The 25,114-nt window shown below is 57.7% G+C and carries 20 protein-coding genes; all 20 read left to right on the top strand.

From position 1 onward, the window contains the following. Positions 1-2 precede the first annotated feature (2 nt). The 20 genes from TPH_RS10185 (at position 3) to TPH_RS10090 (ending at position 25,103) form a co-directional block, all read left to right on the top strand. On the top strand, positions 3-1,058 hold the full coding sequence (locus TPH_RS10185; protein WP_015051121.1) for a DUF1786 domain-containing protein: 1,056 nt from the start codon (positions 3-5) through the stop codon (positions 1,056-1,058). Between the two features lie 88 nt (positions 1,059-1,146). Further along, positions 1,147-2,034 carry an NAD(P)/FAD-dependent oxidoreductase gene (locus TPH_RS10180; protein WP_015051120.1) on the top strand — a complete coding sequence of 296 codons (888 nt, stop codon included), beginning with the start codon at positions 1,147-1,149 and terminating at the stop codon, positions 2,032-2,034. 150 nt (positions 2,035-2,184) lie between these two features. Beyond that, positions 2,185-2,895, top strand: a complete 711-nt coding sequence (locus TPH_RS10175) for a YIP1 family protein (protein WP_015051119.1) — start codon at positions 2,185-2,187, stop codon at positions 2,893-2,895. 16 nt (positions 2,896-2,911) lie between these two features. Further along, complete coding sequence (locus tag TPH_RS10170) at positions 2,912-4,159, top strand: efflux RND transporter periplasmic adaptor subunit (protein ID WP_015051118.1); 1,248 nt, start codon at positions 2,912-2,914, stop codon at positions 4,157-4,159. Continuing rightward, positions 4,156-4,836: an ABC transporter ATP-binding protein gene (locus TPH_RS10165; RefSeq protein WP_015051117.1), complete on the top strand. Its 681-nt coding sequence runs from the start codon at positions 4,156-4,158 to the stop codon at positions 4,834-4,836. Before TPH_RS10170 ends, TPH_RS10165 begins: the two co-directional genes overlap by 4 nt. Then, positions 4,833-6,038: an ABC transporter permease gene (locus TPH_RS10160; protein WP_015051116.1), complete on the top strand. Its 1,206-nt coding sequence runs from the start codon at positions 4,833-4,835 to the stop codon at positions 6,036-6,038. Before TPH_RS10165 ends, TPH_RS10160 begins: the two co-directional genes overlap by 4 nt. Positions 6,039-6,397: 359 nt before the next feature. Then, positions 6,398-7,948: a histidine ammonia-lyase gene (hutH, locus tag TPH_RS10155; protein WP_015051115.1), complete on the top strand. Its 1,551-nt coding sequence runs from the start codon at positions 6,398-6,400 to the stop codon at positions 7,946-7,948. An 84-nt stretch (positions 7,949-8,032) separates the two neighbouring features. After that, positions 8,033-9,304 (top strand): imidazolonepropionase, encoded by a 1,272-nt coding sequence (hutI, locus tag TPH_RS10150; protein WP_015051114.1) that lies wholly within the window; start codon positions 8,033-8,035, stop codon positions 9,302-9,304. A 7-nt stretch (positions 9,305-9,311) separates the two neighbouring features. Further along, complete coding sequence (gene ftcD, locus TPH_RS10145) at positions 9,312-10,205, top strand: glutamate formimidoyltransferase (RefSeq protein WP_028990879.1); 894 nt, start codon at positions 9,312-9,314, stop codon at positions 10,203-10,205. A gap of 9 nt (positions 10,206-10,214) precedes the next feature. Further along, complete coding sequence (locus TPH_RS10140; protein WP_015051112.1) at positions 10,215-10,850, top strand: cyclodeaminase/cyclohydrolase family protein; 636 nt, start codon at positions 10,215-10,217, stop codon at positions 10,848-10,850. A gap of 114 nt (positions 10,851-10,964) precedes the next feature. Then, positions 10,965-12,419, top strand: coding sequence for a sigma-54 interaction domain-containing protein (locus TPH_RS10135; protein ID WP_201764444.1), 1,455 nt, complete (start codon positions 10,965-10,967; stop codon positions 12,417-12,419). Between the two features lie 594 nt (positions 12,420-13,013). Next, positions 13,014-13,667, top strand: a complete 654-nt coding sequence (locus TPH_RS10130; protein ID WP_015051110.1) for an ABC transporter permease — start codon at positions 13,014-13,016, stop codon at positions 13,665-13,667. 42 nt (positions 13,668-13,709) lie between these two features. Continuing rightward, a complete protein-coding gene (locus tag TPH_RS10125; RefSeq protein WP_015051109.1) occupies positions 13,710-14,831 on the top strand; it encodes a betaine/proline/choline family ABC transporter ATP-binding protein in 1,122 nt (373 codons plus the stop codon). Next, positions 14,832-15,476: an ABC transporter permease gene (locus tag TPH_RS10120; protein ID WP_015051108.1), complete on the top strand. Its 645-nt coding sequence runs from the start codon at positions 14,832-14,834 to the stop codon at positions 15,474-15,476. 147 nt (positions 15,477-15,623) lie between these two features. Beyond that, entirely contained in the window at positions 15,624-16,550 is a 927-nt protein-coding gene (locus tag TPH_RS10115; RefSeq protein WP_015051107.1) for an ABC transporter substrate-binding protein, read from the top strand. 497 nt (positions 16,551-17,047) lie between these two features. After that, entirely contained in the window at positions 17,048-18,028 is a 981-nt protein-coding gene (locus TPH_RS10110; RefSeq protein ID WP_015051106.1) for an ATP-binding protein, read from the top strand. Between the two features lies 1 nt (position 18,029). Beyond that, on the top strand, positions 18,030-18,935 hold the full coding sequence (locus tag TPH_RS10105) for a DMT family transporter (protein WP_015051105.1): 906 nt from the start codon (positions 18,030-18,032) through the stop codon (positions 18,933-18,935). Between the two features lie 157 nt (positions 18,936-19,092). Further along, positions 19,093-20,985 (top strand): aldehyde ferredoxin oxidoreductase family protein, encoded by a 1,893-nt coding sequence (locus tag TPH_RS10100; protein WP_015051104.1) that lies wholly within the window; start codon positions 19,093-19,095, stop codon positions 20,983-20,985. Between the two features lie 351 nt (positions 20,986-21,336). Further along, positions 21,337-23,373 (top strand): urocanate hydratase, encoded by a 2,037-nt coding sequence (locus TPH_RS10095; protein WP_015051103.1) that lies wholly within the window; start codon positions 21,337-21,339, stop codon positions 23,371-23,373. Positions 23,374-23,699: 326 nt separating this feature from the next. After that, positions 23,700-25,103 carry a sodium:solute symporter family protein gene (locus TPH_RS10090; RefSeq protein ID WP_015051102.1) on the top strand — a complete coding sequence of 468 codons (1,404 nt, stop codon included), beginning with the start codon at positions 23,700-23,702 and terminating at the stop codon, positions 25,101-25,103. Positions 25,104-25,114: the final 11 nt, after the last annotated feature.

The following is a 25,114-nucleotide window of genomic DNA, read 5'->3' as shown; positions in this document are numbered from 1 at the left end:
TGATGCAGAATAAGATGGCGATTCTTGCCGTGGATATCGGAGCCGGCACCCAGGATATTCTCCTCTACGAGGAAGGGAAGCCGGTGGAGAACTGCACCAAGATGGTGCTGCCGTCCCAGACGAGCATCATGGCTGGGAGGGTAATCCAGGCGACTGCCGCTGGGAGGGATCTCTTTTTATCCGGGCATCTGATGGGAGGGGGGCCGCTGGTGAGGGCATTGAAGCGGCATATTTCTGCGGGGCTGAAAGTTTACGCGCTCCCTTCAGCTGCTAAAACGATCAGGGATGACCTGCGCCAGGTTGAGGCCATGGGGGTGCAGATTGTTACAGAGCGGCCTGCGGGTGATTGCCTGGAGCTCACCCTGCGCGACCTGGATCTAGAGAGCCTCGGTAGAGCGCTGGGCTTTTTTGATGTATCCTTGCCGGACGTTGTGGCCGTGGCCGTGCAGGACCACGGGGAGGCCGTCGGGAGGAGCAACCGGAGGTTCCGTTTCGAGCACTGGGAGAGATTCCTGGAAGCGGGAGGGCGGTTGAACGGCCTGATCTACCGGGAGAATGTTCCCCCCTACCTGACCAGAATGCTGGCCGTGAGGGAGGATGCTCCGGGAGCTTATTTAATGGATACCGGCGCTGCAGCCATCAGAGGAGCGCTGCTCGACCCGGTTGTCGGAGCACGCCGGGAGGATGGGGTGTTGGTGGTAAATGTAGGAAACCAGCATGTTCTTGCCGCTTTGGTCAAGGGAGAGCGCATTTGGGGAATTTTCGAGCACCATACCGGTTTGATGAATCAGGAGAAGCTTAAGGATTATCTCGCCCGCTTTGTACGGGGAGAAGTTTCTAATGAAGAGGTTTACGAGGACGGCGGACACGGCTGCGCCTTCGTCAGCGGCGCTCCCGCCCCCGAATGCTTTTCCTTTACTGCAATCACCGGACCCCAGCGCCACCTTGCTGCTGACCTGGGGTATTTTGCCGTGCCTTACGGTGATATGATGCTCAGCGGGAGCTTTGGGCTGGTGGCAGCGGTGAAAGAAATGTGGGATTCCAACTTCCACTCATAAGATGGCGGGTGCTGTGATAATATTCTGATAATATAGAGTCGGAGATGCATGCGCTTTTCTCAATGCAAGTGGTCGGAGGGGAATTTTGATGGAAGCAGGAATTACAGCGGTTATCTGGGATATTCTCATCGTGGGAGCAGGCCCTGCCGGGCTGGCGGCGGCCGTCAACGGTCGTATCAGAGGAAAGCGTGTTTTGCTCCTGGGTGCCGAGAAAGGCTCAGAGCGCCTGAAAAAGGCGCCTGAAATCAGAAATTATCCCGGTTTTTCGTCTGTTTCCGGGGAGGAACTGCTGGAGAGATTCCTTAACCACGCCCTTGATTTGGGGGCTGTACTGGAAACGGGGCGGGTGGAGAACATCTACCCTGGTAAGGAGTTTTCGGTGGTGACGCGAGACAACAGGGTATTCCGCAGCCGCTCGGTGATTCTGGCCACCGGTGTCAGACAGGCGCGCCTTCTGCCGGGTGAGAAGGAGTTGCTGGGTCGCGGCTTGGGGTACTGTGCCACATGCGACGGGCCCCTTTATCGCGGAAAGAAGGTAGCGGTGATCGGGGAGACCCCGGAGGCGGAGCAGGATGTCGACTTTCTGGCGGAGATCTGCAGCGCGGTCTATTATTTTCCTGCTTATAAAGGGGAAGTTAGGGTTGATCCCCGGATCAATGTGCGCCGGGAGAGACCCCTGGCGGTAGTAGGAGAGGAGCGGGTGCGGGGTCTTTCTCTGGCCGATGGTGAGCTCCCTGTGGACGGGGTCTTTATTATCAGGGAGGTTGCTCTTGCCGGACAGCTTGTCGCAGGGTTGCAGATAAGCGAGGGAGCCATCGTCGTGGGGCGAAGCATGGAGACGAACATCCCCGGGATCTTTGCCGCTGGCGACTGCACCGGGAAGCCCTATCAGGTGGGGAAGGCCGTTGGGGAGGGCCTGACCGCTGCCTTGAGCGCGGTTGCTTATCTGGACGGGCGGGCAGGGGCAAGAGGATAGCCTTTTGGCATATTTTACCGCTAACGCCTGTTCTGGTTTAAAGTCCGGCTTCAATCCGGATTGTGCCTCTTTCCTCTTCTCCTCGGGAAGAGGTTTCTTGTTTCCTGCGGCGAATATGGATAAGTATACACTTTTGCTCCGGAGGGGGGAATGGCGGTGGAGAGGAAAAGACCGTCCTGGTTGGCGTTGGTGTGGGAGGTTCTGACGAGCCCCGGTAAGGCCATGGAGAAGGTTGTGGAACACCCCTCTTTTTGGCCGCCGGGACTGCTTTTCTGGCTGTTAAACCTGCTGGCTACGCTGTCGCTGATCCCGAAAATAAGGGAGTACGCTCTGTGGTCACTGGAACATGGTGTGGTCGAGCTGTCCCCGGAACAGCTGGAGGCGGCCTGGGCGGTGGCGCCGACGGCGGCGGTAACCGGAAGCATCGCTGCGGCGGTTGTTATTCCCTGGCTGACCTGGCTTGCCATCGCCTGCCTGCTGAAAATATACGCCGCCGTCAGCACGAGAGAAGCGTCCTTCAGAGCCCTCTTCGCCGTTTCCGTTTACGGCTATTTGCCGGTTTTGCTCTCCACTTTGATAACCAATGCCATCGCTGCGGCGGCACCGGTGGAAAACTTTGCGAAGGTGAGCGTGAGTCTGGCCTCCTTCCTCCCTTCGCAGCAGGGCTTTCTCTATTTCTTTCTGTCCTCCTGTAATCCCTTTACCTGGTGGAGCCTGGTGCTCTGGGGGATCGGCGGTGCCGTGGCCATGAGAGCGAAGCGGCCCGGCGGGATAATCTTCTACCTTTTTGTGCTCTGGCTGGTGCTGGCTTTGGTGACTTCAGGTGTTGCCGCTTTGAATATGCCCGCAGCGACGGGTTGAGGAAAGGAGAATCCCCTTGTCGAACTCTAAAAAGCTGCTGTTGCTGTTGGGGGCGGGATCGATCCTGGCAGTGGTTGTAACCGCGGCGCTCCGCGGTCTCAGTGCCCCCTCGGTGGAGGTGAAAACTGCCCTTGTTGAACACCGCAGCTATGAGGATAAGGTCCTGACGACCGGGAAGGTGGAGGTCGAAGGTGCCGTTGACCTGGTAGCTCATTTTCCGGCCTGCCTGTTGAAGCTTCATGTGGGAGAGGGGGACCGGGTAGCTGAAGGGCAGGTGCTCTTTGAACTGGACACCTTTGAGCAGGAAAACAGGGTTCGGGAAGCAGAGGCCGCCCTGAAGGTGGCGGAGGCGGAGCTGGCGAGGGCGCAGAAACCGGCCAGGCCTGAAGAAGTAGCCGCTGCCGAAGCAGAATATGACTGGCTGCAGACCCAGGCGGAGAATGCGCGCCGGAACTACGAGCGCTATCGCTACCTGTTTGAACAGGGCGCGGTGCCGGCGGCGGAGTTTGAGGCAGCGGAGGCCTCTTACAGAAAGGCCGAGGCTGATCTTAAGGCGGCCGCATCTCGACTGGAGAGACTGCGCAGCGGTGATCCTGAGGAGATCCGGGTGATCGCCGCCCGTGTCGAGCAGGCACGGGCCTCCCTTCAGAGCGCCCGCGCCTTGCTGGAGAAGGGGCAGCTCAGGGCTCCCGGCGGGGGGATCGTTCTGCAAAAGTATGCAGATGAGGGGGATTATCTCCAGCCCGGTTCACCGGTCCTCACCATCGGTGACCCGGAAAATCTGCAGGTGGTTGCCGATTTAAGTGAACAGGATGTCGCCGGCGTCACCCCGGGGCAGGAGGTCGAGGTTCGGTGGGCGGGGGATCCGGGCAAGATTTACCGGGGTGAGGTTGCCAGCGTGGCTCCGGGCGTGACCAGGGGCACCATGAGGGAGAACGAAAATGTCGTCAAAGTTTACATAACGCTAAAGGAGGTGGGAACTGGACTGAAGCCGGGAGCCAACGTTGATCTGACAATATACCGGGTTAGGCCGCGTCGGTCCCTGCTCGTTCCCAATGAAGCCGTCATCGAGTTGGATGGCAAGAAAGCCGTTTTCGTCGTTGAAGGCAGAAAGGCTAGAAGAAGGGCGGTGGATGTCGGCCACAGCAATGAGCTTTATACCGAGATCAAGAGCGGGGTCAAGGCCGGAGAACTGGTCGTTTTAGCCCCGGAAGGTCTCCAGGACGGTCAGCAGGTGCGGGTGAGCACCGGTGACGGAAAGTGATCAGGGTTTCCGGCTTGACAAAAGTGTACGGCAGCGGGGATGCGGCGGTGGAGGCCCTGAAGGGGGTCACCCTGGAGATACCGGAGGGGGATTTTGTGGCCATTATGGGCGCCTCCGGTTCCGGCAAGTCTACCTTCCTGAGCATCCTGGGCTGCCTGGAACGCCCTACTGCCGGGAGTTATTTCCTGGACGGCAGAGACGTCAACTCCCTGGAAGAGGAGGAGCTGGCGGAATTGCGCAACCGGGAGCTGGGATTTGTTTTCCAGAGCTTCAATCTCCTGCCCAGGCATGACGTTATGCGCAATGTTGAATTGCCCCTGGTGTATGCCGGGGTGCCGCGCCGGGAACGCCGGGAGCGGGTCATCGGACTTCTGAAAAGGGTAGGGCTCGGCCACCGCCTGCGGCACAAACCGGCCGCCCTTTCCGGCGGGGAACAGCAGCGGGTGGCCATCGCCCGGGCGCTGGCCAATAATCCCCGAGTTGTTTTGGCGGATGAGCCGACTGGTAACCTGGATACCAGGTCCGGTCGTGAGATTATGGAAATCTTTAGAGAGATGCATCAGGCCGGTAAGACGATCGTTCTGGTGACCCATGACCCGGAAATCGCCTACTACGCCAGGCGGATCCTCCACTTCCGGGATGGGGAGATCGTCGGGGAGGAGGTTGTTGGTCTTTGAGAGCCGCAGATATGTTGCAGATCGTTGTGGAAAATCTGCTTGCCCACCGCCTGCGGGCAGCTCTGACGGTTCTCGGGATTGCCATCGGGATAGCCGCGGTGATCGCCGTTGTCGCCATCGGGCAGGGGGGGCAGGCGGTGGTCATCTCTCAGCTGGAGGCAACCGGGAGCAGCCGGTATTTCGAGATCTCCGTGGACTTTGCGCGAGGCGAGGCTCCGGGGCCGGACACCTTCAACCTGCAGGACGCCGTTCTGATCAAGGAACTCTCACCCGCCGTGGAGAAGATGGCCGCTCTCACCTACGGTAGCATGATCGATGTGCGCCTTCCGCACAGCAGGCAGAAGCCCCTGCTGTCGCAGCTTTACGGGACGATGCCGGATTTTACTGCAGCCATCAACCTGGGTGTCAAGACCGGACGCTTTCTGACGGGTAGTGATGTGGCCGTTCACGCCCGGGTGGCGGTGCTCGATGCCGCCGTGGCCGAAGAGCTTTTCCCGAACGGCGATCCTCTCGGCAAAAAGATCTTTATTCAGGATGTTCCGGCCACGGTTGTCGGGGTGATGGAAACACCCCCCTCCTCTGTGATGAGCACGATGAACTTAAAGGCCGTCTATGTACCCATCACCTTTGCCCAGGAAATTCTCAATACCAGGGTGATTCACTCCCTCTGCGGGGTGGCAACCTCAAAAGCCGACATTCTTCAGGCGATCTCCGACAGCCTGAAGATTCTGGAGAAGAGGCACCCCGCCAGCACCGTCAAATATACCGGTACCTCTATGGAGGAACAGCTGGCCATCGTGGAAAAGGTAACCTCGGTACTGACGCTGGTAGTAGGAGCAGTAGCGGGGATCGCTCTTCTGGTGGGCGGCGTCGGGGTGATGAACATCATGCTGGTGGCGGTCACCGAGCGGACCAGGGAAATCGGGATCTTGATGGCCTTAGGGGCGCGCCGGCGCGACATTATGCAGCAGTTTCTTTTAGAAGCGGTCGCCCTTTGCCTTGTAGGGGGCTTTATCGGGATGATCGTGGGTGCCGGTGGAGCTTTGCTGGTAGCGCTCGCCGCCAACTGGCCCCCTCTCATCTCCGTCTGGACGATTCTGCTGGCTTTCGGTTTCTCCGCTCTTGTAGGGATTTTTTTCGGCCTTTACCCTGCCAGCAGGGCGGCATCTTTGAGCCCGGCGGAGGCATTGAGGCATCTATAACAGGCGGTCTTCTCCCGGGGACTTGCATTGACAGGGAATTGGAAGAGTGACGCTGAGCCGACCTAATTATAAAAGTGCTTAATAAATGAAGAGCACCGGGCGGTGCTTTTTTTGTGTCTATCCCCCAGTTCTCAAGAAGACCCTTCCTCTCGCCGGATGGGTGTTTTTCTGGCACATATTTTGCATTGTTTCCCGGTGAGGCACGGCCGGGTGCAAAACGGATCGACGATTCCCGGTTCTGCCGAGAATGGTAATTCCCCTGTCTCAGGACGGAGAAGGGGTCCGGTGTGATCGACCGGGATAACCGGCGAAGGAGTTTTTCATTCTTGACTCTACAGGAGTTTAAGGAGGTCGGGGGGATGATCGAACTGAATGCTGCCGGTGATGTCGTCTCTATAGATGGTGAAAGTCTCTCCCTGGATCAGATTATTGCCGTTGCCTGCAAAAGGGCCCCCGTGGTGCTTCATGTTTCCGGGAAAGCCAAGCTTTTGAGATCCAGGAGGGTCGTTGAAAGGCTCGTTGCAGACGGGCGGGTGGTCTATGGGGTTACCACCGGTTTCGGGAAGTTCAGCGACCTGCTGGTGTCGCGGGATGCCAGCGACGCTTTGCAGCAGAACATCATTATGAGCCACTCCGGTGGGGTGGGGGAGCCCCTTCCGGTAGAGGCGGTAAGGGCCATGATGCTGCTGCGTGCCAACTCCCTGGCCAAGGGTTATTCAGGGGTGCGGGTGGAGGTCGTTCAGCTGCTGCTGGACATGCTGAACAAGGCCGTTCATCCAGTGGTCCCCTGCAAGGGTTCGGTGGGGGCGAGCGGCGATCTGGTGCCCCTGGCCCACATCGCCCTGGCGATGATCGGCCTGGGGGAGGTGGAATATCAGGGGCAGAAACTCTCCTCCCGGGAGGGGTTGAAGCTGGCAAAACTGCATCCCGTTCAACTCACCGCCAAAGAGGGGCTTGCCCTGATCAACGGGACTCAGTATATGTCCGCTTTGGGGTGTCTGGCCGTGCATCACGCCTTGCGTCTCTACAAGGCGGCGAACATCGCCGCTGCCATGACCTTTGAGGCTTTGGATGGAATACCCACAGCCTACGATCCCCGGATCCAGGAGTTGAGGCCGCACGGCGGCCAGAAGAACTGTGCCCTGATGATGCGGCGCCTGCTGGACGGCAGTGAACTGCTGACCAGAACCAGGCACAAGCGGGTGCAGGATGCCTATACCCTGCGCTGCATTCCCCAGGTGCACGGCGCTTCTCTGGATGCCATCAATTATGTGAAAAGGGTCTTGGATGTAGAGATCAACTCGGCCACCGACAACCCCTTGATTCTCCCCGATACCGGTGAGGTGATCAGCGGTGGGAACTTCCACGGGCAGCCGCTGGCCCTTCCTTTGGATTTTCTGGCGATGGCTGTTTCGGAACTGGGAAGCATTTCCGAAAGGCGGATCGAGAGGTTGGTGAACCCCGCCCTGAACAACGGCTTACCGCCTTTCCTGACCGAAGAGGGCGGCTTGAATTCAGGGCTGATGATCCTGCAGTATACCACCGCCGCCCTTGCTTCGGAGAACAAGGTGCTCGCCCATCCGGCAAGTGTCGACTCCATACCGACCTCTGGGAACCAGGAGGACCACGTCAGTATGGGTTCTATCGCTGCCCGGAAGGCGGTTTCCGTCATCGAGAATGTGAGGTGGATTGTAGCCGGAGAAATGCTGGCCGCGGCGCAGGCCCTGGATTTCACCTCTCACGCCATAGGCAAGGGGAGCAGGGCGGCCTCCCGAGTGATCCGGGAGGTGGTGCCCCACTGGGACGGGGATCGGATCCTTTACCGCGACCTGGAAAAGGTCCACGGTCTGCTGCTGGACGGCAGGATCATCGACGAGGTGGAGAAGGAAACGGGCGAACTGGCCTGTTGATGGCGGTGCCTGAACGGGTCGTTTTGTGCCTCAGCAAGGGAGATCGTCGTGCCGCTTGACAACCTTGTTAGAGGGGGTGATGGGATGAAAAGAACAGAGGCGGATCTGATTGTGCGTAACGCCGCAGAGGTGGTCACCTGCGCCGGAGGCACGGAACGGCCGAAGCGCGGCCGGGAAATGGCTGAGATCGGCCTGATCCGGGATGGGGCGGTGGCGGCTAAAGATGGCGTCATCGTAGCGGTCGGAAAAACCTCCGACGTTATGGAACAGGTGGCAATCGGCTGGGATACCAGGGTGGTCAATGCCGGGGGCAGGGTGGTCCTCCCCGGTTTGGTTGATCCCCACACTCATGTGGTTTTTGCCGGTTCCCGGGAGTACGAGCTGGAGATGAGGATCGAGGGGAGGGGCTACCTGGAGATCCTGGCCGCCGGGGGAGGCATCCTGGATACCGTGAGGGCCACCAGAGAGGCCGGGCTTGCGGAACTGATCGCCGCAGCCGGGAAGTATCTCCAGGAGATGCTCGCCCAGGGGACCACCACCGCCGAGGCCAAGAGCGGTTACGGGCTTACCATCGAAGATGAGGTGAAAATGCTCGAGGCGGTTCGGAGGCTCAACATGGTGCAGCCGGTGGAGTTGGTTCCGACTTTTCTAGGCGCTCATGCCATTCCCGCCGAATATCGGACGAACCCCGATGGCTACGTGGATCTGGTGGTGGAGGAGATGCTCCCGGTCGTTGCCCGGCGGGGTTTGGCCGAATTCTGCGATGTCTTCTGTGAAGAAGGGGTATTTTCGGTGGAGCAGACCCGCCGCATTCTGCTTAAGGCGAAAGAACTGGGATTGAAGCTGAAAGTGCACGCCGATGAGATGGCCCCCTTAGGAGGGGCGGAACTGGCCGCAGAGCTCGGCGCGACTTCGGCCGATCATCTAATGGCGGTTTCAGGTAAAGGTATTGGCGACCTGGCACGGTCGGATACCGTGGCCGTCCTCCTTCCGGCAACCACCTTCTGCCTGATGGGGGAGAGTTATGCCCCGGCCCGCAGGATGATCGAACAGGGGGTAGCGGTTGCCCTGGCCACCGATTTCAACCCAGGGAGCAGCCCCGTGAACTCTCTGCAAGTGGTGATGGGACTGGCCTGCAGGCAGTTGAAGATGCGCCCGGCGGAGGTGATCACGGCGGTCACCATCAACGCCGCTCACGCCGTAGGGCGGGCGGCTGCTGTGGGAAGCCTGGAAGTTGGGAAGAAGGCCGATATGGTGATCTTCGACGCTCCCAATCATCTTTACCTGATGTACCGCTTCGGAACCAACCTGGTGGAAACCGTCATTAAGAACGGAAGAGTGGTAATCGGAGGGTGAGCAAAAACTGGTCGAATGTGTCCCCAATTTCAGCGAGGGGCGGCGCCCTGAAGTGGTGGAGCAGATCCTTGATGTTATCAGAGGGGTAGCCGGAGTCAAACTGCTGGATTATTCCTCCGACCCCAGCCACAACAGAACCGTGGTCACCTTTGTGGGGGGGCCGGAGCAGGTGAAGACCGCTGCCTTCCTGGCGGCTCAGAAGGCGGCCGAGCTCATTGACATGGAGCGGCACCGCGGTGAGCACCCGCGCATCGGGGCTACCGATGTGATTCCCTTGATTCCCATCTCCGGGGTAACGATGGAGGACTGCGTCCGGCTGGCCCGGGAGCTCGGCCGGGAGATCGGTGAGAAGCTGCAGATTCCCGTCTATCTCTACGAAGAGGCGGCGCTGCGCCCCGAACGCAAAAGCCTCCCGAAGGTGCGCCAGGGGGAGTATGAGGGGCTGAAGGAGGCCATCGGCCGGCCGGAGCGGCGCCCGGACTTCGGGCCGGCCCGCCTGCATCCTACCGCAGGGGCGACGGCAGTGGGAGCCCGCCCACCTCTGATAGCCTATAACATCAATCTGGGGACGGATGATGTGGCCGTGGCCAAGGCGATCGCCAAAGCCATCCGGGGGAGCAGCGGTGGTTACCCCAGCATCAAGGCTCTGGGTATAATGCTGAAGGACCGCAACGTAGCCCAGGTGACCATCAACGTCTGCAACTACCGGGAGGTTCCCCTACATCGGGTGCTGGAAACGGTCAAGAGCGAGGCGGCGCGCTACGGAGTCAACGTCATCGGCAGTGAGATCGTCGGCCTCGTTCCCATGGAAGCCCTGCTGGATGCGGCGGCCTTTTACCTGAGGCTGGAGGGGTTTCGGCAGGACCAGGTGCTGGAAAAACGGATTCACGAAGGGGGATGAAAGGAAGCGATGAACGTGCTTATGGATTTGACCGTTAAGGACTTCCTGGCGGAGCTGGCTTCCGCCTCCCCCGCACCCGGGGGTGGGAGCGTTTCCGCCCTGGCCGGTGCCCTGGGAGCCGCCCTGGTCTCCATGGTGGCGCGCCTGAGCGACGGCGGAGATGGCTCTGATGAGAAGGAAAAGGAGGATCTCCGGCGCCTGCTGGAACGGTCGCTGGCTCTGATGGAGAGCCTGAGCTCCGGTGTGGACGGGGACACGGAAGCCTTCAACAGGGTCATGAGCGCCTACCGGATGCCGAAGGAGACTCCGGAGGAAAAGGAGCGCCGCTCCCGGGCAATTCAGAAAGCCCTGCAGGAGGCGGCTGACCACCCCCTGCGGATGGCCAGAGAATGCCTGGATGTGCTGCGCATTGCCGGGGAGATGGTGAGACGGGGTAATCCCAATGCCCTGAGTGATGCCGGGGTTGCCGCCCTCATCGCTTATGCCGGTATGGTAGGTTCCCTCTTTAATGTTGCCATCAACCTGGAGGGGATCAAGGACCAGGAGTTCAGGAGGAGGCTCGGAGCCGAAAAGGAGATTCTGATGGGTGAAGCGGCAGGGATCTTTGCGGAGATCAAGAATCTGCTGAAAACCAGATTGCTGTAGCGCACCGCTTGAGATAAAAATTTTGCACTTGTTGCCCTTTCGGTAGGGATATTGTCTCTTGATGTCGAATTGATGACCGGTGGAACTGCAGTTGCCCTGATGGGGGTGTGACAGGTGCAGAAGGAAATTCGGATGCAGGGGGATGACAGCAACAGGGCCGAGCGTCTTACCATGCTGGAAAACACGATTGAGGCGATCTCCGAAGGCATCATCATTACCGACGTAGACGGGACTATCATCTACTACAACCGGGCCCTGGAGAGGATGGATGGTCTCAGTCGGGATGAAGTGATCGGGCGTCACCTGATGGATGTGTACCGGGTTACGCCAGAGACCAGTGAACACCTCACGGTCGTCAAGACCGGAAAGCCTTTTAAGGAGCTTGCCAAGATTCACTACACGGCAGAAGGGCGGGAAATCAGTCTGGTATCCAGCACCTATCCCGTTTATATGGGAAACAAAGTGATTGGGGCCTTTTCCGTCTGCCGCGATGTGACGAAGCTTAAAGACCTCCTCAATGAGAAAGTTCTGCTGCAGAAGCAGATGCATGGTGAAGAAGGAGGATCGGGGTTTAAGAATGGAACTCGCTATACCTTCGCTGATTTCGTTTACGCCAGCCGGGAGATGGAAAAGCTGGTGCGGCAGGCGCGCAAGGCGGCCAAGACCGACTGCGCTGTTCTGGTTTACGGCGAGACCGGGACCGGCAAGGAGATAATCGTTCAGAGCATTCACAATGCCAGCAGCAGGCGGGATGAGCCCTTTGTGGGGATCAACTGCGCGGCGATCCCGGAGACGCTGCTGGAAAGCCTCCTCTTCGGAACCGTCAAGGGGGCTTTTACCGGCGCGGTGGACAGCGTTGGATTGATCGAACAGGCGGGGAATGGGACTCTCTTCCTGGATGAGATCAACTCCATGAGCCCCTCTCTGCAGGCCAAGTTGCTCAGGGTGCTGCAGGAGAGGACCTTCCGCAGGGTGGGCGGCAAGAAGGAAATACCGGTCAGCTGCAGGATTTTCAGCTCGACGAACATGGACCCCTGGGAGTGCATCATCAACGGCACACTGCGGGAGGACATCTACTATCGTTTTGCTGTTTTTACAATTTATATCCCGCCGTTGCGGGAAAGGCCGGAGGATATCAAGGCTCTGATCAATCATTTCATCGGCAAATACGGTAAGATCTACGGTCAGCTCGGTGTCCGGATGGATTCCCAACTGAAAGAGGCGTTTCTGCACTACAGGTGGCCCGGTAATGTCCGGGAGCTGGAGCACATCATCGAAAGCTGCATGTCCATGCTCGATCCCAACGAAAATCTGATCTCCTTCGAACATCTACCTCCTCATGTCAGCACAAGATTTGCGAAGAAAACGGTATCCCGACCTTTCAAACGCAGTATTTCAGGCGGCACTCTCCACCAGATCCTGAAGGATTATGAGAAACAGGTGATCGAGGAGACTCTGGCGAGAAACGGGGGAAATATCAGCAGGGCGGCCAGGGAACTGGGGATTCTGCGCCAGAATCTGCAGTATCGGATGCGCCGGTTGGGGATCCGGGCGGAAGCTGTCCGGTGAGGATTTGGGACCGAAAGATAAGATCACCGCAAATATTTATTGCGTGCAAAAATAGCATGCAGGCGAATTCCCGCTCGAATACACCAGAGGTGCATAAATTGTGTGCGTGAGATGGGGATTTAACAAAGGTCGTTCATTGAAGGGGAGAATCAGATGGAACAGTGCTGATTCCCTGCCTCCGGGAGGAAACGGCTGCTGCTCAAAAATGACCTGGTTAACCCGAACAGTTAAGGGCGTTGGGGTGATTACTTGAGGACAGACCCTCACGCCGCCTTGGGCGGCACAAACAGAGCATGAAAATACCCGACGGGTCTGCCAGCGAGCGACCTCAAGCGACCTATGGAAGGCCGGGTAACAGGACAGGCGAAGCGAGGATGACAGGTCGGGATGCGAGTACAGACACCCCTTGACCTGCGATGGAATGAATTTGCTGCGAGGCCAAACGCTGCGTTTGACAGAAGCAGTTTCCAACATGTTACACAGCATCCCAGAGCTGTCCCGAAGCGAGCCGTCGTCCTGTCCGGCCTGGAATCGGGAGTCGAGCGGTAGACCGGCAGGGTATGCGGTCTATTTTCAGGATAGGGTGGTGAGTTCTTGAGCTACCTCAAGTTCATTCAGAACAACATACCGCTCATTTTAGAGTACACTGAGGCCCATTTTTCCCTCGTGCTCTGGGCAGTATTGATCTCCCTGGTGCTCTGGGTGCCTGTAGGGGTGTTGATCACCAGGAGCGAAAAATGGGCGAACCGGGTATTGGGGATCGCCAATGCCATCTTCTGCATCCCCAGTTTGTCTCTGTTTGCGGTGATGGTGACGATTCCCTTTTTAGGCCTGGGACGGCGTTCCGCTCTGGTTGCCCTGGTGCTCTATGCCATGATGCCTCTGGTGAGGAATGTTTATCAGGGGATCAAGGTGGTCGATAAGAGCGTCATCGAAGCAGCCAGAGGCATGGGGATGAACAACTGGAGAATCCTTTGGGAAATCCAGCTTCCGCTGGCAACGCCGGTCATCTTTGCCGGCTTCAGGATTACGGTGGTGATGACAACCGGGATTGCGGCCATCGCCACCTATATCGGTGAAAGAAACTTGGGACGGCTGATTTCAGAGGGGTTAACCAGATTCAACGTTGAGATGATTGTTGACGGTGCCCTGCTGATCTCCTTGATTGCGATAGTACTGGATACCGCTCTCGGAGCGCTGGAGAAGAGAATGGTGCCCAAGGGACTGAGGGTGAGCCGCGGTCAGTGACCGCGACCCCGTGCCGGAATAACATCGGTTAGGAGGATGTCGATGATCGAACTCAGGGAGGTTACCAAGATATACAAGGGCCAGAAGGTTCCGGCCGTTGACAGGTTATCTTTGCAGATACCGGAGGGTGAGACCTGCGTTTTCGTGGGGCCGTCGGGATGCGGCAAAAGCACCACCCTGCGCATGATCAACAGGATGATCGAGCCGACCTCCGGGACGATTCTGATCGACAATAAGGACATCAGAGAGAGTGACCCGGACAGGCTCAGAATGGGAATCGGCTATGTCATCCAGCAGATCGGGCTCCTGCCCCACCGAACGGTGGCGGAAAACATCGCCATCGTCCCGCGGCTCTACGGCTGGCCGAAAGAAAAGATCAGGCAGCGGGTGGACGAGCTGCTGGAACTGATCGGGCTGGATCCGGAAACCACCAGGGACAAATATCCATCCCAGCTCAGCGGGGGGCAGATGCAGAGGGTAGGTGTTGCCAGGGCGATGGCTGCAGACCCCCCGATTATGCTGATGGACGAGCCTTTCGGAGCGGTTGACCCCATAGCCAGGAATTACCTTCAGGACGAATTTTTGCGCCTGCAGAGGGAAATGAAGAAAACCATCTGCTTCGTCACACATGATATCAATGAAGCCATCAAGATGGGGGACCGGATCGCCATTTTCAACAAGGGGCGGCTGGTCCAGTACGGAACCCCGCACGAGATCCTCACCAGACCTGCCAACGAATTCGTCAGTGATTTCATCGGTTACGACAGGGTGGTTAAGAAGCTGGGGCTGTACCAGGTGGCGGATCTGGCAGCTCCGGTCGGCTGCGTAGTCAGGGAGAGGGAGCTGGCGCATGTCGGCCGGCTGATGCAGGATAAGGGTGCGGAGATCGCATTTCTGATAGATGATAACGGTAGGGCCTGCGGTTTTCTGACTGCCGGGGACATCGACGGCAAGGGAGAAAGCATCTCTCCCCAGAGCCTGATGCAGATGGCCCTCGCCAGAAGGGGTGCCTTTGCCCAGAGGGATTTGGTGCTGCGGGATGCCCTGTCGCTGATGCTGGAACACGGCGTTGAACATCTCGGCGTTCTGAACGGAGCGGAGCTGGTCGGTGTGATCACCCTTTCCACCATCAGGAAACACTCCTGCAGGAAAGAAGGGGAATAAATGGACTGGGTGCGTTTTCAGGATGCTCTTTTCAACAGAGTTCCGGCGGCACTGGGTGTTCACATAATAATGGTTCTCGTTTCGGTTGTTGCTGCCATGGCGATCTCGGTGCCCTTGGGCATTATCCTCACAAGGCCGCGCTTCGAGAGGTACGGTTTCATCGTTCTCAACGTCTTGAATGTCCTGCAGACCATTCCGGGCCTGGCCATTGTGGCCCTGGCCATGCCCCTATTGGGCTTGGGATTGAAGCCCACCATTGTCGCTCTGGTAGTGCAGGGACTGCTGCCCATTGCCAGAAACACCATTGCCGGACTCTATGGTGTGAGCCCTGATGTGAAGGAAGCGGCTTTAGGCATGGGTATGCCAGCGAAGAAGATCCTCTGTGAGGTGGAACTCCCCCTGGCCATGCCCATCATCCTGGCCGGCATCAGAACTTCAACGGTGTACGTGGTCAGCGTCGGTACTCTCGCCGCCTACATCGGCGGCGGAGGGTTGGGGGATCTGATTTTGACGGGATTGAATATGTTCTGGTCGGAATTCCTCATCGTCGGAGCCGGATTGGGAGCCCTGCTGGCCGTTGCCCTTGACCGGGCGCTGGCCTATGTGGAATACAGGATCACCCCTCCCGGAATGAGCGAACAGTGAAAGGGTGCAGTCTCACCTTTTTGGAAGGAGAGATCACCATCTTTATATTACTTGAGCGGGAAAAGGGGGGATAGATGGGAGCGTAAAGCATTTTTGAGAAGATGGCGACGGTTTTGCTGATAAAAAATTTTTCGAGAGGGGATGCAGGTGAGAAAACTTTTCCATTACGGTATGGCTCTGCTTCTGGTGCTGGCGCTGCTGGTTGGAGCAGGGGGGTGTTCTGGCAGCAGTTCTGAAACAACCGGTGAAAAACCCACCATTGTGGTCGGCTCAAAAACCTTTACCGAGGCCCTGCTGTTGGGCACCATGACCTACTACTATCTCCAAGACCTCGGCTACCCGGTGGAAAACAAGGTCGGGCTCGGCGAGCTAGCGGTGATCAGGCCGGCGCTGGAATCGGGGGAGATCGGCTGCTATTGGGAGTACACTGGAACCGTGCTGATCAACGTGATGCAGCACGAGCCCAGTTTCGATGAGGAAGAGAGCTTCAATCTGGTCAAGGAATGGGATGCCAAGAACGGCATCATCTGGCTTGACTACGCGCCGCTCAACGATACCTACGGGATTATGGTGAGGAAAGATATCGCCGACAAATACAACCTGAAGACCACCTCTGAGCTCATTGAGCAGATCAAAAAGGGTGAGAAACTGCGGTTTGTGAGCACCCAGGAGTACAACGAGCGCCCCGATGGTCTTGCCCACTTCGAAGAAGTGTACGGGTTCAAATACCCCAGGGATCTGGTCATCAACGCCGCTTTGAACGTCGGCTATGAGGCCCTGAAAACGGGGCAGGCCGAGGTAGGCCTGGCCTTTACCACCGATGCACGGGTCAAGGCCTACAATCTGGTCATGCTGGAAGACGATAAGAAGTGCTTCCCGGTCTACAACGCCGCTCCGCTCTTCAGGAAAGAGATCCTGGAAGCCTACCCGGAGATACCGGAGCAGATGAAGAAATTAAGCTCACTGCTGGACAACGACACCATCATGGAACTGAACAAGCAGGTGGATGTGGATAAGAAGAGCGTCGGCGAGGTCGCCAAGGACTTCCTCAAGAAGAACGGCCTGATCAAGTAACAAAGGATTGTTAAGGTCAGATCTTTGCGGGGTTCATCTGCGGTAGACGGAGGCTCTGATGTTTCCCCTTCAGCCCTCCGGGGATATCAGGGCCTTCTAAAATACCGCTTCCAGTGTTCACTGTAGACCACTATGCCGCCTCCGGCGGCACCAACGGAGTATGAAACCCGACGGGTCTGCCGGCGAGCGAATTATGGAGGATCGGTTAACATCACCGGGCGCAAATCGAAAACCGGTTCAGGCAGCGAGGACTGGGAACAATAATATGCCTTAAGAAGCTATGGAAAACTTCACACGAGATCAGCAGCTTAGCAGCGATTCGTTACATAGTTCCGCAGCTGCCTCAGAACCGGTCTGAGCGGGCCCTGGTGATGTCCGGGACGCAATCAGGAGCGAGCGGAAACAACCGTTAAAACTCAACCGGAGTCCGGGAGCAAGCGCAAGGATAAACCGAAACGTATTTTCAGGGCAGGTATTCAGTATAGGAGATGTCCGGAATGCAGCTCTTGGATGATTTTGCAAGGGTATTTCAGGCACCCGATTTTGTCAAACCGTATCTCCACCTGTTCGCAACCGCTGAGGAAATGCGGCTGGTTGTCCTGCTCGACGGCAGAAGCCTGACCGCAGGAGAAATCGCCTCGGTGATGCAGGTAGCACCCGAGGAGATGACCGTTTTTTTAGAACAGGCCTGCCGCAGGCGGATCCTGAAGCGGGAAGTTCGGGAGAGAGCGGTCCTGTTCGGTGCGGCAACTTTTTACGACAGGCTGGACCATTACGCCAAGTACGGCAATTATTACGTCATCCCCAGGAAGGCCCGCAGGCAGCTGGACGAATGGTGCTTCGAGGAATACCTCCGGAGGAACGATTACTTCAAGCAGGTGCTCGAGAAAGACCCGGATTACGAAAAGTGCCATAATGAATGGGTGCTTCTGCTCTCCGAGGTGGAGGAAATGATCGCGGCCGCAGACTCCATCCGGGTGCTTCCCTGTAACTGCAAGATGCTGGCGGATAACTGCGGCTTCTCCAGGGAGGTCTGCTTGGAGCTTTGGCAGGGTTCCCCGGAAGAGGCAGAAGGCAGGGAGTTGAGCAAAGAGGAGGCCAGGAGGCTGGTCCGCAGGCTGGATCGGGAGGGGCTGATGCATACCGGCGGCCCCCCTGACTGGGAGGAAACCGGGCGGGGCCATGTCTGCAACTGCTGCATATGCTGCTGCTATCCCTTGAGGGCTGCCCGTAGGCTGGGAACCAAGGGTAAGTGGCCAAGGTCTCGCTACATCGCCGTTTATGACCGGGAACGCTGCCACTACTGCGGTTTGTGTACCAAGCGCTGTCCATTTGGAGCCTTTTACCATGACGGCGGCGAGATCGTGAAAGAGGGCATTGCCCGAAAGAATGTGGTTTTCGATTCTGAGCTCTGTTGGGGCTGCGGTCTTTGCTTCAACGCCTGTCCCGGACAGGCCATCACCATGGAGAGGATCTGAAATGGCGGCAGTCAAACTGCCGGCGGCTGCCGGTCCGCTCACCGGGAGTGATTTCACAAAAGGGACCCTGCTGGCCTTGTTTTCCGGTATTTGCTCCGGCTTCATTCCTATTTTTGCCCTGTACGCCTACCGGGGGCAGGCGAGCGTGCTCACCTTTATTTTTCTGCGGACGCTGATCGGGGCGAGCGTCTTTTTTCTGTACCTCTGGAGGAAATCTCTGCCGGTACATCTGTCCTGGCGTCAGCTCGGCTGCCTATTCGTTATGGGAGGGGTGCTGGAGACGCTCCAATCAGCGCTCTACCTCACCTCTGTGAAATACCTCCAGGCTTCGTTGGTTCAGCTTATTTTCTATACCTACCCTGCCCTGGTGGCCCTGTTTTCATTCTTGCTGTTCCGGGAGAAGCAGTCGCTGAGGACCGTTGCAGGAATTGCCATTTCCTTCACAGGGTTGAGCATGGTGCTGGGGGCCTCGGCAGGGAGGGCAAACCCGCTGGGAATGGCACTGGCGTTTGGCTCTGCTCTCATCTGTTCGGTGGTGATTCTGCTGAGTTACCGGCTGGTGAGGGAGATCGATTCCTTGCTGGTCGGGGCTTTTTTATCCCTGTTTACGGCTTTAACGGTTCTGCCGGTAGGGCTGCTGGAGAAAGGGATCAGTCTCGCAATTGAGCTCGAGGCGTGGCTGGCCATCATCGGCTGCGCCTTGGTTGCCACGAACCTGGCCAGGTTCTGCTTTCTCACCGGTATGAGGCTGATCGGTTCCACCCTGGCCTCCCTCCTCTGCATGGTCGAACCTCTGGTCACGGTGGTATTTTCGGCCCTGCTGTTTTCTCAGTTTTTGACATGGCTGCAGTTGCTGGGCGGCTTGATTGTTCTCCTGGGAGGGGCTATTGCCGTTGCCTCTCGATGAAGGAGCGGGCTTAATCCCCTGGTTGATGCCGCCTGGGGATTGGTATCCTTTTTGCTTAAGGAGTGGATAGGGCGAAGATGTCGGCCGGACGTCCTGGGCGATCTTCCGAGGATGTTTTTTCGTACTTTTCCGACCGTTTTGGAAAGGAGTGGTGGCGATGTGGAACAATCTGGCGGGGGAGCTGGTGCTGGTCGATTTGACTGCTCAGGAAATAACAAGGAAACCGTGTCCTGAAGAGGTGCTCAGAAACTACCTGGGAGGACGCGGTCTCGGCGCTTATCTCCTCTTGAGGCACCTCGACCCGGCGGTGCGACCACTCGATCCGGAAAACATTCTGATATTTGCCGGCGGGCTCCTGGGTGGCACCCGGATGATCACCACCGGCCGACTGCATGTGGGGGCCCGCTCCCCCCTCACCGGCCTGATCGGGATTTCCAACGGCGGGGGGTCCTTTGGAGCGGAGCTTAGAGCCTGCGGAATCCTCGCCCTGATCGTTACGGGCCGGGCGCAGTGTCCCGTCTTTATCAACATCCGGGGGGATCGGATCACCGTCGAGGACGCCGGTTCGGTCTGGGGGCTCAAAACGGGGGAGGCCCGCCGCAGGATCCGGAAACTGGCGGGGGACGAACGGGCTCAGGTGCTCCTGATCGGACCCGCCGGGGAAAACCTTTCCCCTCTAGCCTGTATCATGACAGATGTGGGGCACGCCGCCGGCCGGACGGGAATGGGAGCTGTCATGGGGTCGAAGAACCTCAAAGCCGTTGCGGTGAAGAAAATGGATTCTCTGAAAAGGGATGTACCGGAGGCTGCGGTGGCGGCGGTAAAGAATTACATCGCCAGGCTGAAGTCCCTCCCCTGCTGGGAGATGTGGACTACATCGGGTTCCTCCGGCTGGCTGAAATGGACCGATGCCCAGGGTGCCTCCGGGGCCAAGAATTACAGGCAGGTGACCTTCGAGGGGGTAGAGACTGCCTGCGGCTCTCATTACAGGGATCTGGTGGTGAAACACCATGCCTGCTACAACTGCCCGATCCGCTGCCGGGCCTTCGTCCGGATCGACAGGGGCAGGCATGAGGGGTTTGTTGGGGACAGGGGAGAGTACGAGCCGCTCTCCTCCTGGGGGCCTAGGTGCGGCAATGCCGACGGGCTGGAAAGCATCTACCTTATCAATATGTGCGATGAATACGGTCTCGACAGTCTGGGAACGGGTAATGTGGTGGCCTTTGCCATGGACATCTATGATCGGGGGATACTGACCGGAGAAGACACGGGTGGCCTGGAGCTCACCTGGGGGAAGGCGGAGGCCATGGAGGAGCTGATCCGCCAGATCGCCGGGCGCAGTACCAGGTTGGGGGATACCCTGTCCCAAGGTGTGAAAAGGGCTGCGGAGATCATCGGCAGGGGAGCCGAAGAGTACGCCTACCACGTCAAGGGCCTCAGCATCACCATCATGGATCCCCGGGGTTTTAAAGGAACGGGCCTGGGTTATGCTGTCTCCAATAGGGGAGGGGATTTCGGCTACGTCTACGCCAAGCCGGAATACACCTATACCCCCGAGCAGGCCTTGCAGGCCTATGGCACTGAGAAAGCCGCCGACAGGCTGGCGGAGGAGGGGAAGCCGGCCATGGTCAGGCAGTGTATGCTGGCCTGCGCCGTGATCGACTCCCTGGGTATCTGCAAGATACCGGAGTTCGGCATGCTGCTGGACTTTGATGTGAAGGCGGCTGCTGCCGTTCTCTCTGCCTTCGCTGGAGGGGAGTTTGCTCCCGAGCTGTTGATGAAAATCGGTGAGAGGATCGTCAACGCCGAACGCCTTTTGAACTTCCGGTTCGGGGCCACCGGCCGGGATGATACCCTTCCCAAAAAGTTCCTGGTAGAGCCGATAGCGGAAGGGCCCTGCAAGGGTTCGGTGGTCCGGCTGGAACCAATGCTGAAGGAATTTTACGCCTTAATGGGGTGGCAGGAGGACGGTTCCATTCCACTATCCAAACAAAGGGAGCTGGGGCTGGAGGAACTGGCGGCCGGCCCTGCGCTCCCATTGCTCCGCTGAAGCGGATGCTTAAGGCGGCTATGACGGCGTTTCGGTGTTGTGAGGGGGCTGCGGGTGCGCAACGGGCACTTATTTCAGTGGGACCGTCGTCCAAACCGGGCGGTTTTCAGTTGACAGTCCACTATTTAATAAGTTCCCTTTCAAAGGGAAGCAAAGTTTTGTTGCGCACAGATAGTTTTTGCTTTTAAATACGGCTGTCGGGCGACCGGTGCCGCCGAAACATGCATAAGAATAGCCTTCAGAGGTTGCGGGGAAAGCAACGGTTCCCGGCACAACAGGGCTTTGGTACGCTTTTTGCATAACATTAATAATGTCTTCAAATGGATTGTCGGAACAGGGAGGGAAGGTCTAATGCTTGACAATGCCACAATAGCTGGGGCGATGACGATCAAACTGGACGGCGAGCTACCGGAGATGCCGGAGTTTGTGCCCGGCATCAGGAGGGCGCCCAGCCGGGGGTTTAACCTGACGCCGGAGCAGACGAAGATTGCCTTAAAAAACGCCCTTCGCTATGTGCCTGAAGAGCTCCATGAAAAGCTGGCACTGGAATTTCTGGATGAACTGCTAACCCGGGGAAGGATCTATGCCTACCGCTATCGCCCGCCGGGAAGGATCTACGCCCGCCCGATCGACGAGTACGAAGGGAATTGTATCGAAGGTAAGGCCTTCCAGGTGATGATCGACAACAACCTTGACTTTGAGGTCGCCCTTTATCCTTACGAGCTGGTGACCTACGGCGAGACGGGGAGAGTCTGCCAGAACTGGATGCAGTACCGGCTGCTCAAGAAGTACCTGGAGGTCATGACCGACAGTCAGACCCTGGTGGTGATGTCAGGGCATCCCCTCGGGCTGTTTCCCTCGAAGCCGGACGCTCCGCGGGTCATCATCACCAATGCCCTGATGGTCGGGATGTACGACAACCTTAAAGACTGGGAAATTGCCGAAGAGATGGGGGTTGCCAACTACGGCCAGATGACCGCCGGGGGCTGGATGTACATCGGTCCGCAGGGTATCGTCCACGGCACCTTCAACACCATCCTCAATGCCGGCAGGCTGAAACTCGGCATACCGCAAGACGGCGACCTGAGGGGCCATCTCTTCGTATCCTCCGGGCTTGGGGGGATGAGCGGCGCCCAGCCCAAGGCCGTGGAGATAGCCGGTGGGGTAGGAGTCATCGCCGAAGTGGACTACTCCAGAATCCAGACCCGATACGAACAGAAATGGGTAAGCCGGGTTTCCGATGACCTTGACGATATCTTCAGAACGGTAGACGAATACCTGCACAAAAGGGAACCCATTTCGATAGCCTACTACGGCAACGTAGTGGATCTGCTGGAATACATCGTGAGGAATGATATTAAAGTCGATCTCCTCTCCGATCAGACCTCCTGCCACGCTGCTTACGAAGGCGGCTACTGTCCCCAGGGTCTGACCTTTGAGGAAAGAACCAGGCTTTTGGCCACCGACCGGGAAAAATTCAAGGAGCTTGTCGACCGGAGTCTGCGGCGCCACTACGAACTGATCAAAGCCCTGGTCGACCGGGGTACCTACTTTTTCGACTACGGAAACTCCTTCATGAAGGCAGTATTTGATGCCGGCGTCAAAGAAATCGCCAGAAACGGAGTAGACGAGAGGGACGGTTTTATCTGGCCCTCGTATGTTGAGGACATCATGGGCCCCCAACTCTTCGATTACGGGTACGGGCCCTTCCGATGGGTTTGTTTGAGCGGCAAGCACGAAGACCTGGTTAAGACCGACAGGGCGGCCATGGAATGCATCGATCCCAGCCGCAGGGGGCAGGACCGGGACAACTACATCTGGATCCGGGATGCCGAGAAGAACAACCTGGTCGTCGGATCGCAGGCCAGGATCCTCTATCAGGACGCTGAGGGCCGGATGAAGATCGCCCTCAAATTCAACGAAATGGTGAGAAAAGGTGAAATCGGCCCGGTCATGATCGGCAGGGATCACCATGACGTCAGCGGCACCGATTCCCCATTTAGAGAAACGGCCAACATCAAAGACGGCAGCAACATCATGGCCGACATGGCGGTTCAGTGCTTTGCCGGGAACGCCGCCAGGGGGATGAGCCTGGTTGCCCTGCACAACGGGGGAGGAGTCGGCATCGGCAAGGCGATCAACGGAGGTTTCGGCCTTGTTTTGGACGGCAGCGAAAGGGTCGACGAGATCATCAAGTCCTCCTTGCTGTGGGACGTGATGTGCGGAGTAGCCCGTCGCTCCTGGGCGCGCAACGAGCACTCCATCGAAACCAGCATCGAGTTCAACAAAAACTACGAGGGTTTCGGGCACATCACCCTGCCCTACCTGGTCGACGAGGAACTGGTCGATGAACTGGTAGCTGAAAAGCTGAAACAAAACAGCGGATAGTCTGAAAACCCCAGGCGGCCGACAACCCCGCTCGGGGTTCATTCCGGAGCGACCTGCAGACCGGCCTGGGGGGCGGGCTGGGATCCGGACAGTCGAACATTCCTGCCTCAGTGACCTCCCAGCGGCCCTGAGGTTGCTCTCCGGTTACCGGGCGGTGTATTTCCTGCTTTGCCGGTTCCGCCGGAGGCGTGGCGGTCTTCCGGAAAATTGGATCTTCGAGTGCAGGGGGAGGTGGTGCAAGATGAGGGTTACTGCTTAGGGTGGATTGAGGTATTGTTGTGTCCTTTAAAAGATGCCGGTTCTCAAAGAGGATAGGAGGTAAGATTATGTTACTTACTGTACTGATCGTTTACGTAATTTTTGTGCTCGCCATAGGGATTTGGGCCGGGCGTTATAACAAGAGTATGACCGATTTCCTATTGGCTGGCCGCAGGCTGGGGCTGCTGCTGGCGACCTTTACCCTGACGGCTACCTATTTTGGCGGCGGTTATTTTCTGGGGCTGTCCAGCTATGCTTATGATCACGGCTGGGTCGCCCTGTGGCAGGCCATCGGAGGAGGCCTCGGGTTTATTCTGGTTGCCTTTGTTGCCTTTAAAATGAGGGATTTGGCATTCTACACGGTTCCGGACTATCTGGAACACAGGTACGGCGGCAAGACAATCAGGGTTTTAAGCGCTTTGCTGTCCCTCATTGCCCTGGTGGGAATTCTTGGCGCTCAGGTGCTGGCCACCCGCGCCGTGCTGGCGATGGTCGGGGTGGAGTCTAATATCGGACTTATCCTTGCTGCGTTGATCTTTGTCGGCTATACTGTGGTGGGCGGTCTTTGGGCGGTGACCCTGACCGACTTCGTGCAGGTATCGATCGCTGCTCTTGGTGCCGTCATTGCGGCTGTTGTGGCCGTTTCCAGAGCCGGAGGCTACCAAAGCCTGGTTGCCACGGTGACGGCTCAAGGTGTCGGAGAGGGCTTTTTCACTTGGTCGGGTGGCGATATCTCTCTAGTCATGTGGTTAACCCTCCCCATGATGATGTACACCTTGATCGGACAGGACGTCTATCAGCGTTTGTTCGCTACCAAAGACGGCAAGACGGCCAGGACTGCCGGCATTTTGTCCGGTTTGGCGATCGTGGTGATATGCATCTTCACCGTACTCATCGGCCTGGCTGCCAAAGCTATATTCCCAGATCTGGCCGATTCGAGTCAAGCCGCCACAACGGTGATCAGTAGCTTTTTCCATCCGGTGATGGCGGGGATAATTCTGGCTGCTGTGATGGCGGCGATTATGTCAACGGCCGATTCCATTCTCACTGCGGGGACTTCTCATATAATCAGGGATTTTTACATGGAGGTCTTCGGAGTCAAAGAGGAAGGGAATGAGAAAAGGCTGCTGGCCCTGAGCCGGTTGTGGACACTGATCCTGGGCGTCGGCAGCATCTTCTTCGCTCTGGCGATCCCGAGCATTATTGATATACTCAACTACTCGTACTTCCTCTACACCGGTGGGGTGTTCGTTCCTGTTGTCGGAGGCATTCTCTGGAAGAGGGCAACCCGCCAGGGCGCCGTTGCCGGGCTGCTGGTGGGGGCGGCTATGGCCGTCATTGGGTTGATTACCAAGCTTAATGTCTGGGGCATACCTGTGGAAATTTACTCTGGAATCGTCTCTGCCGTCGTTTTCATTATTGTATCATTGGCTACCAGGCAGCCGTACATGGAGCTCCGGCACAAAGCCTAGAATGAAGGCAG

It is taken from the genome of Thermacetogenium phaeum DSM 12270, assembly GCF_000305935.1.
In the GTDB taxonomy this organism is placed as follows: domain Bacteria; phylum Bacillota; class DSM-12270; order Thermacetogeniales; family Thermacetogeniaceae; genus Thermacetogenium; species Thermacetogenium phaeum.
Note: the sequence above shows the minus strand (reverse complement) of the source record. Positions and strands in the feature narration are given on the sequence as shown.

Coding starts and splice junctions, on each gene's coding strand:
- TPH_RS10185 (WP_015051121.1), top strand. CDS start 3: ATGCAGAATAAGATGGCGATTCTTGCCGTGGATATCGGAGCCGGCACC.
- TPH_RS10180 (WP_015051120.1), top strand. CDS start 1,147: ATGGAAGCAGGAATTACAGCGGTTATCTGGGATATTCTCATCGTGGGA.
- TPH_RS10175 (WP_015051119.1), top strand. CDS start 2,185: ATGGCGGTGGAGAGGAAAAGACCGTCCTGGTTGGCGTTGGTGTGGGAG.
- hutH (WP_015051115.1), top strand. CDS start 6,398: ATGATCGAACTGAATGCTGCCGGTGATGTCGTCTCTATAGATGGTGAA.
- hutI (WP_015051114.1), top strand. CDS start 8,033: ATGAAAAGAACAGAGGCGGATCTGATTGTGCGTAACGCCGCAGAGGTG.
- TPH_RS10140 (WP_015051112.1), top strand. CDS start 10,215: ATGAACGTGCTTATGGATTTGACCGTTAAGGACTTCCTGGCGGAGCTG.
- TPH_RS10125 (WP_015051109.1), top strand. CDS start 13,710: ATGATCGAACTCAGGGAGGTTACCAAGATATACAAGGGCCAGAAGGTT.
- TPH_RS10120 (WP_015051108.1), top strand. CDS start 14,832: ATGGACTGGGTGCGTTTTCAGGATGCTCTTTTCAACAGAGTTCCGGCG.
- TPH_RS10110 (WP_015051106.1), top strand. CDS start 17,048: ATGCAGCTCTTGGATGATTTTGCAAGGGTATTTCAGGCACCCGATTTT.
- TPH_RS10105 (WP_015051105.1), top strand. CDS start 18,030: ATGGCGGCAGTCAAACTGCCGGCGGCTGCCGGTCCGCTCACCGGGAGT.
- TPH_RS10100 (WP_015051104.1), top strand. CDS start 19,093: ATGTGGAACAATCTGGCGGGGGAGCTGGTGCTGGTCGATTTGACTGCT.
- TPH_RS10095 (WP_015051103.1), top strand. CDS start 21,337: ATGCTTGACAATGCCACAATAGCTGGGGCGATGACGATCAAACTGGAC.
- TPH_RS10090 (WP_015051102.1), top strand. CDS start 23,700: ATGTTACTTACTGTACTGATCGTTTACGTAATTTTTGTGCTCGCCATA.